Source organism: Anabaenopsis sp. FSS-46, from assembly GCF_029891665.1.
GTDB classification, from domain to species: domain Bacteria; phylum Cyanobacteriota; class Cyanobacteriia; order Cyanobacteriales; family Nostocaceae; genus Anabaenopsis; species Anabaenopsis arnoldii.
The window spans coordinates 39,161-46,182 of sequence record NZ_JANQDG010000101.1; the positions used below are offsets into that span (position 1 = coordinate 39,161).

General features: G+C 41.7%; 6 protein-coding genes. 1 reads left to right on the forward strand and 5 read right to left on the reverse strand.

Annotated elements, in window-relative coordinates:
• The first annotated feature begins 230 nt into the window (after positions 1–230).
• Complete coding sequence (locus NWP21_RS11780) at positions 231–3,047, forward strand: Calx-beta domain-containing protein (protein ID WP_280792850.1); 2,817 nt, start codon at positions 231–233, stop codon at positions 3,045–3,047.
• A 212-nt stretch (positions 3,048–3,259) separates the two neighbouring features.
• On the opposite strand, the gene NWP21_RS11785 is transcribed toward NWP21_RS11780, so the two are convergent.
• The 5 genes from NWP21_RS11785 to NWP21_RS11805 form a co-directional block, all read right to left on the reverse strand.
• The gene (locus NWP21_RS11785; RefSeq protein ID WP_280792851.1) at positions 3,260–4,360 is read right to left on the reverse strand and encodes a T3SS effector HopA1 family protein; all 1,101 of its coding nucleotides are present in this window, start codon (positions 4,358–4,360) and stop codon (positions 3,260–3,262) included.
• A 101-nt stretch (positions 4,361–4,461) separates the two neighbouring features.
• Positions 4,462–5,637, reverse strand: a complete 1,176-nt coding sequence (locus tag NWP21_RS11790; RefSeq protein ID WP_271732091.1) for a phosphotransferase — start codon at positions 5,635–5,637, stop codon at positions 4,462–4,464.
• Positions 5,638–5,771: 134 nt separating this feature from the next.
• Positions 5,772–6,035: a hypothetical protein gene (locus NWP21_RS11795; RefSeq protein WP_280792852.1), complete on the reverse strand. Its 264-nt coding sequence runs from the start codon at positions 6,033–6,035 to the stop codon at positions 5,772–5,774.
• A 384-nt stretch (positions 6,036–6,419) separates the two neighbouring features.
• Positions 6,420–6,653: a hypothetical protein gene (locus tag NWP21_RS11800; RefSeq protein WP_271732092.1), complete on the reverse strand. Its 234-nt coding sequence runs from the start codon at positions 6,651–6,653 to the stop codon at positions 6,420–6,422.
• Positions 6,654–6,750: 97 nt separating this feature from the next.
• Positions 6,751–6,996, reverse strand: a complete 246-nt coding sequence (locus tag NWP21_RS11805; protein ID WP_271732094.1) for a hypothetical protein — start codon at positions 6,994–6,996, stop codon at positions 6,751–6,753.
• Between the last annotated feature and the right edge of the window lie 26 nt (positions 6,997–7,022).

Here is a 7,022-nt window from a genome sequence, read left to right on the forward strand (position 1 = left end):
TGATTGGATATATGGTTTATCTTCTCAAATATCTATCTTTAGATAGATGACAAAATTAGCTAAATAGTATCACTTAGTTATTAGTATCAAAAAAAGTAGATTTTACAGATAAAAGTTAAATAATTCTGGTATTTGTTGTAATATGAAGTTTAATTAAGCCTGGTGAATATCTGAATTTTTATACTCCAGACTTTCTTTATTTTATCGAGTACTTATAACACCTTAAATCTATGTCTATTGTGCCTATTGCTTCCAATGACAACTTTGTCAATGCCATCATCATTAACAGAAATATCACCACTGGTAGTAACATCGGCTTTACCGGGGAAGTAGGGGAACCAGCCCAGCAGGGTGTGATTAACTCTGCTTGGTGGAGTTGGACTGCCCCAGCTACCGCCAACAGAGTTATTATAGATACTATTGGCAGTGATTTTGATACGGTGTTATCTGTATTCACCGGTAATACTGTGGATGGTTTGACATTAGTAGCACAGAATGATGACTTAGGGGAAGATAATAGTAAACAAAGCCGTGTGAGTTTCAACATCACTCCCGGAACTACCTATTACCTAGCGGTGGATGGTTATGGTAATGAAACAGGCAATATCACCCTCAATGTTTCTCCCTTCAGTAATTACAATACCTTTGGTTTTGCTATCGGTGTACAGGTAGTGGGGAACTACGCTTATGTCGCTGATTATGGTGCAGGATTGCAAATCATCGATATCAGCGACCCCGCTAACCCCACCCGCACCGGGGGTTACGATACCTCTGGCTATGCTAGGGGTGTAGAAGTAGTGGGGAACTACGCCTATGTGGCTGATAGTTCTGCAGGATTGCAAATCATCGATATCAGCAACCCCGCTAACCCCACCCGCACCGGTGGTTACGATACCCCAGGCTCTGCTGAGGGTGTACAAGTAGTGGGAAACTACGCTTATGTTGCTGATGAGTGGTCAGGAGGATTGCAAATAATAGATATCAGCTACCCTACTAAACCCACCCGCACCGGTGGTTACGATACATTTGCCAGGGCTTATGATGTACAAGTAGTGGGGAACTACGCCTATGTCGCTGATGAGTGGTCAGGATTGCAAGTCATAAATATCAGCAACCCCGCTAACCCCACCCTCACCGGGGGTTACGATACCTCTGGCTTTGCTTATGGTGTACAAGTAGTGGGGAACTACGCCTATGTCGCTGATAGGGATGCAGGATTGCAAATAATAGATATTAGCAACCCGGCTAACCCCACCCGCACCGGCTTTTACAATACCTCTGGACTGGCTTGGAGTGTACAAGTAGTGGGGAACTACGCCTATGTCGCTAATGGGGATTCAGGATTAGAAATCATTGATATCAGTGACCCAGCTAAACCCACCCGCATTGGGGGTTACAATACCTCTGGCTCTACCTTGGGTGTACAAGTGGTGGGGAACTACGCCTATGTGGCTGATGGGGATGCAGGATTGCAAATCATTGATGTGAGTGAGTTTACTCAAGTCCCAACTGAGCAACCATCTATAGGGATAGTCGCCCCTACTAACGCAGTACAGTCAGAAGGTAACTCAGGTACTACCCCCTTCACCTTCACAGTCACCCGCACCGGGGATACAGGTACAAGCAGTGCTAACTGGGCGGTGACAGGTACAGGTGACAACCCCGCTAACGCCGCTGACTTTGGGGGAACCCTCCCCACGGGTACGGTCACCTTTGCAGATGGGGAAACATCCCAAGTAATTACAGTCAATGTCAGTGGTGATACGGAAGTAGAACCGGATGAAACCTTTACCGTTACCCTATCTAACCCTAGCAACGCCACCATTACCACAGCTACTGCTACCGGGACAATTCTCAATGATGATGCAAGTCTAGCGATCGCCCCTACTAATGCCATCAGGTTAGAAGGTAACACAGGTACTACCCCCTTCACCTTCACAGTTACCCGGACTGGAGAAACCACAGGTACAAGCAGTGCTAACTGGGAAGTTACAGCTACAGGTGACAACCCCGCTAACGCCATCGACTTCGGGGAAACCCTCCCCGCGGGTACGGTCAGCTTTATTGCTGGGGAAACATCCCAAGTAATTACAGTCAATGTACAAGGTGATAGGGTATTTGAACAGGATGAAACCTTTACCGTTACCCTATCTAACCCCAGTAACGCCACCATTACCACCGCCACTGCTACGGGAACAATTAGGAATGATGATTTAATAAATCCCCCTCAACTGCTGATTACCCCTGAAAGCAACAAGGTTACACCAGGAAGGGGAGAGATAACCTTAAACTATCGCCTTGATAACTTTAACGATTCTCAGGTATCCTTTGCAGGATTTTCAATTTACTTTGATAATTCTCAACTCAATATTAACACAGGGGATGTGAATTTGTCTAGTTCGGCGGGGACTATAGTTAGCAAAACCATCATTGATGACACAGCAGATGCTGATAATGACCCTAACACTGATAAGGAATTGATTCTGACTATCAGCCCTCTTGAGTCTACTAACAGTGATAGCGTCTTTGTGAATATTCCCTTTACCACCACATCTGGTTTTGATGGAGAAACTACAGTTAACTTTGCTGGTAGCAGTGGTAACCCCAATGTAGATGTATTAGGAGTACCTTCGGTCACAGTCAGTGGACTCGCTGCGGATATTGATGGTAACGGTAGGGTAACAGGTGCTGATTTATTGTTCATTAGCCAATATCTGCTGTTACGGAATAATCCTAATGTGGATGCGATTCTGCAAAGTTCCTTTAATCTGTTTAGCACTGAAACCGTGGGAGCTACAGACACCACCGGTGCAGCTTTGAGGAATGCGATCGCGAATGGGGTCAACAAATTAGCCTTTGACGTTGATGGTAATGAGCAAGTCACAGGGGGGGATATTTTCTTAATGAACCAAGGTTTATTACTCAAGAGTAATCCTAACGTCAATGCGATTTTACAAACTTCCTTTAATCTGTTTACCAGTGAACTCACAGGAGCGAGAAACACGGGAGCCGAAATTAATGCTTTTATCTCTGAGTTGCTGGGCTAAATAAGTAACTGTTAACTGTTGACGGGTCAGGGTTTAAGAGCTACGACCACCGGAAACCGGGGGTTTCTAACCCCCGTCTAATAGCTGTTGATGGTCAGAACTCTTCCCAGTCAACAAATCTAAACCTATCCCCGAATTACCGTCATATTTCGTCCTTGGCGAATAAAGGCTATTTCCGCTGTTGGGGGTAAATCCCGACCACCGTCAAAAACCTATAAAGTAGTGAAAATATCTTCAGACTTGGGATTAAGATAAGGGCGTTGTAATTCAATTCCCCCCATAGAGAAATGTTGCAAAATAGATTCTAACCTACCTGCTGGTGTATCATTATTTCCTTGCCAAACATCCAGCAATGCATTAGCAATAATTTGGCAGCGATTCATCCCAAAGCTTTCACGTTCTGTAAATTTGTTGTTAGGTTCTTCCGCCAGAGATAAACCAGGAGCTAGTAATTTTGTAAATAACGGCACCGAATCCCCAAAATAAGATTGATTTTCTCTATACACCCTTTTTAATACAGGGTGGATAGCCTCATAGTTATGTTTATCAAAGTAAAGCACTGCTGAATCATAACGTCCATAATCTGAAGGATTATATAGCGCTTTAAACGTAAAAGAAATGGGTAGGGCATTGAGTAGGGTAGTCAAAGCATCCATGACCGCCACTGCACCATCTGGGGATAAATTAAAATAGATCCGCACTATTTCTTGATCGCCATGAGCAGCAGCATCACCAACCGCCATATAAAAGCCATTTTGTACAACATTTTTAGGCAATTTGATCGCAACTAGATTACCGACAGTTGCAGCTTTATGTTCTGGTCGTAAGTGAATATCACGGTCAATATGTATGGTTAAACCACCCTTATGCACCGCCACAGCGCCATCTGTTTCTTCTTTCACTATGAGCCAATCGTTACCCCAGTAGCCTGAACCCCGGTTACTCTCATGTAAGCGGTCATAAAAACCTATATCTACACCCAAAAAACTATTATTTTCTAAGTCTTTATTTGATGCTAATTTTCTTGAATCTCCATCTGATGTCAGATTCAAGTCCTCTTGTAAGGAGCCGTTGTAGTAGACACCATAGAGGAAACTACGCAACTGCACACCTAAATACTTTTTCTGGAGTTCTAAGGGCAACTTTTGAAAGCGGGAAGCTGCTTGCTCGGTTAATTCTAAACTTTTATAGTTGGGGTGTTTAATACAATGATGGGAAACAATTTCAACTTTATGAATAATGTCTTCTATCGATGTCTGCAATGGCTGAGGAATAGTAGCTAGTTGAGTTTGTAGAGAATCTAATAGTTGCATAGGAGGGCTTCACGTGTGAATAAGAGAGTGTGTTCAAAAACCGGTAAAAAATCGTCATAAATTCGCTGTGTATTTCAGCCAACTTTCCCACCTGATAGGCGTTAGCTTGCGGCTGAATATTTAGCGGGAGTCAGGTCTGAAGCATCCATACCGAAAATGGTGGGTATAGATGGTTGCGGACGACACAATAAACTCTTGGCAACTTGCAGCATACTGATACCTTGATTACCAAAGGTTTTTTCGTGCTGGAGAGTTGCTTGGATAGATTGAATTAAGGCTAAACCGCAAAATTGTACTACTCGCTCTAAGAAATCAGGACAATGCTCTAAGATTTCCGGGAATTCAGCCAAATAAGCCTTAACCAGTGCTGCAAGTGAAGGACGGAGTGATTGTAAAGGTGTTGTAGCTAGGCGTAAAGATTCTTCAATTTCCATCCCTTTACCCACAACTACGCTATATAGCCATAATTGCAAGTAACTGGCGATTATGCACCCCAAATCATGAGCAGGGTCTCCCCAAGAACAGCGTTCCCAGTCAATTAATCGAATCATGCTTTGCTGTGCTAATGATTCATTCACATCTTCCCAATTTAAGGAAATGAGAATGTTATTCAGCTTCATGTCGTTATGAGTCAAACAGTAGGGAGTAACAGAACTACCTAACTGTGCGATCGCCTGACCCAAACTGTCGTAACGTTGATATAGGGCAAAGAATTTTAACCCATCAGATGGAACACTACCGAAAATTTCCGGGGTCAGCCTATCAATGCGATGATTTACTTTTGCCGCGTCTTGACTCGCTGTATCCTGGGAACTGTCAAAGAATTGCCGATACTCTGGATGTTGAATACTTCCGCGATGAATTAATCCCAGAATAGTCCCAACCTTTGCGGCTATTTTTGTCGGAAAAATATTTTCCTTGGTGTAGAAATCTGCTAGATCGCGGTAGTTACTCAGATAATTAAAAATAATGATCGAATTCTCAGCATCAAAATGTACTGCTTCTGAAAGTAAAGGGCGTACATAGCTCAGTTCTAGGTTTTGGTTTAAAAACTCATGAATGCGCCATTCCTGCACAAACTCCCCAGCGGTTTTTCCTTCTCGGTTGTGGCGTTCTTGCTTCACTAGAAGTTGCCTACCCTCTGATAAGCTGAGTAATAAGTTAAAGTTTTTCGCTGGTTTTAGTTCAATATTACTAGATGAACGTTCTTCCTCACTACATATTCCTAAAGGAATTAAGTAGTCAAAAACATTTTGATAGCTTAATAAAAATGGCATGGCGTTAAATACTCCTCAGTAATGCAAAAATTTGTTGTTGATTAATCAAGAAACTGCAAAACCACAGCATTCCTATCCAGACATTGATGGCATACAACATTTTCTTGGTCATCATGTCGATTCGGATTCAATAATTAGAAAGGGGCAACCTGATCAGGTATAATCTCAACCTCAGTTGCAGTTATAAATGAATATGCTAGGGACACGATACTATATATGGCAAATGCTGATAACATCAAATCAACTAGACTATAAGTAAAGTTCAGGATTTGATGGAATGCATAGTCAAGTGCATATCCATTACCACCATATACAGGTATATAAGACATATCCGCTACTTCGATGAAAAAGCTATCTGATTTATTGGGGTAAAGTTCACGAATTATAATTTCTGCCATTTAACTTATGCCTACACAAATTATTGATTAATGAGTGAATACAAGCCATATCGACTAATATTCAGCTTCACTATTAGTCAACTAATGTGCTATCATGACGCGAATTTAACTGTTATTTACTCATAAGCTTTGAGGAGCAATGATTTCAATTTATCTAATTTAGCCGGCTGATTGATTTTGACTTATATCGAAATATTCATCAATCAGTACTACTCATTTGATATATTGTGAGACTAGTTTTAATTAAGTTTCAATTACCTTGTCGATTACAGAATATATTTTTCAAGTTTGGCTGTAATGTTTGCTTTTGCAATCCTACATGATTGATGAAAACTTTATCTTTAATCTCAAGACAGCCATCAACATTACTAGTTAACTACAGAACTAGTACAAAGTATACGGTTTACTATATGACTTGGCTATATAAGTAGCATGACCAATGCCATATGTACCGATAAATGTTCCAGCTAACGCAGTGAATGTAATTATGCCACCGACAAGGTTGTATTGACCCTTAGCGCTAGAATCAATATCGCTCAGTTCATCAAGAAAGCTTTGGGAATCGTGGAACAGTTCAGAGCCAGTAGCGTATAGTTGAGAAAGAGTGATAGTTGCCATGATCTACTCCTGAAAGACTTGTGGTAATTAGAAGGTAAATGACTTAATCTGTCTGGCTCTCAGGGATGATTCCTAAGAGCCATTTATTAGCAGATAATTACACAACTAGACTGAAGGATTTAGCCAAGATAGTTACATGGTCAACAGCATATGTAATTACAAATGCCTCAGCCAACTTAGTTAGTGTAAAAGGATTACTCGCTGCATAAGTCACACCAGCAGCGACAGCTACTTGACCACCAGAGATAGAATCAACATCGTTGAGTTCATTCAAGAAACTTTCAGAATCTTGAAACAATTCAGAACCAGCAGCGTGTAATTCACAAAGAGTAATATTAGCCATGATGTACTCCTAAAAGACTTGTGAAG

Coding starts and splice junctions, on each gene's coding strand:
- NWP21_RS11785 (WP_280792851.1), bottom strand. CDS start 4,360: ATGCAACTATTAGATTCTCTACAAACTCAACTAGCTACTATTCCTCAG.
- NWP21_RS11800 (WP_271732092.1), bottom strand. CDS start 6,653: ATGGCAACTATCACTCTTTCTCAACTATACGCTACTGGCTCTGAACTG.
- NWP21_RS11795 (WP_280792852.1), bottom strand. CDS start 6,035: ATGGCAGAAATTATAATTCGTGAACTTTACCCCAATAAATCAGATAGC.
- NWP21_RS11780 (WP_280792850.1), top strand. CDS start 231: ATGTCTATTGTGCCTATTGCTTCCAATGACAACTTTGTCAATGCCATC.
- NWP21_RS11805 (WP_271732094.1), bottom strand. CDS start 6,996: ATGGCTAATATTACTCTTTGTGAATTACACGCTGCTGGTTCTGAATTG.
- NWP21_RS11790 (WP_271732091.1), bottom strand. CDS start 5,637: ATGCCATTTTTATTAAGCTATCAAAATGTTTTTGACTACTTAATTCCT.